This window comes from Rhizobium sp. GW821-FHT14E12 (assembly GCF_058803745.1).
Genome location: NZ_JBXAPH010000032.1, coordinates 1 through 1,098 on the forward strand (window position 1 = coordinate 1; position 1,098 = coordinate 1,098).

General features: G+C 62.2%; 1 protein-coding gene. It reads left to right on the top strand.

From position 1 onward, the window contains the following. Positions 1-187: 187 nt before the first annotated feature. The coding region (locus tag AC1RO0_RS31905; protein ID WP_498596516.1) for an IS110 family RNA-guided transposase at positions 188-1,098 on the top strand (911 nt) is incomplete at its 3' end.

Below are 1,098 nucleotides of genomic sequence, written 5' to 3' on the forward strand. Positions count from 1 at the left end.
CCCTTGTAACTTAGAACAGACCGTGTGTGCTACTATTGGCCTCGCGGTGGCGGATGGAAGACCGTCGGCCCTTTGGGTGTTTGAGCCCGTGGGAGAGCTGGGGTCTCCGTCCGCCGTTCCATCGAACCCGAACAGTCGCCAGGGCCGTAGACGAAGCCCGCTTAGGCAAGGATGGGAGAAGATGGATATGGGTGAAGCCCGCGTCGTCGTCGGCATCGACGTTTCGAAAGATCGGCTGGATGTGGCAATCCTGCCGTCATGTGAAGCCTTTGCTGTCGGCAACGATCATGCCGGCATCGATCGGCTCATTGATCAGCTGCGTCTCTTGGACCCGCATGTGGTGGCGCTGGAGGCGACCGGCGGTTTCGAGCTGCTATCGGCGGCGGCGCTGTCTTCGTCGGGTTTTGCGGTGGTGATCGTCAATCCGGCCCAGGTGCGCGCCTATGCCCAGGCTCTGGGAAAGAGGGCCAAGACCGATCCGATCGATGCTGCCGTCATCGCTGCCTTCGCGGCGGCGACGAAACCGGATGTCCGGCCGTTGCGCGATGCCGAGACACAGGCCTTGTCCGAGCTTGTCGCGCGCAGGCGGCAGATCGTGCAGATGATCGTCGCGGAAGAAAACCGCGAACGCATGGCCTTGGCCAAGCACGCGCAGAAGAGCATCAAGCGGTTGCTGGCCGCCCTGCGGAGGGAATTGGATAGTCTCGATGCCGATATGGACGATCATATCCGCAAGTCGCCGCTCTGGCGGGTGCGCGAGGCGTTGCTGACCTCGGTGCCGGGGGTAGGATCGACCACGGCGCGTACACTACTGGCTGAGATGCCGGAATTGGGCAGTCTCGACCGCCGCCAGATTGCCGCATTGGCCGGGCTTGCGCCGTGGACACGACAATCGGGTCGATGGAAGGGCAAGAGCTTCATCGGCGGCGGCAGGGGCAAGGTACGGGCCGTCCTCTTCATGGCTGCTCTCGTTGCCAGCCGTCATAACCCCGTTCTCAAGGCCTTTCGGGACAAACTGGTCGCTTCCGGCAAACCAAAGATCGTCGCCATCGTCGCAACCATGCGAAAGCTTCTTACCATCCTCAATGCCATCATCCG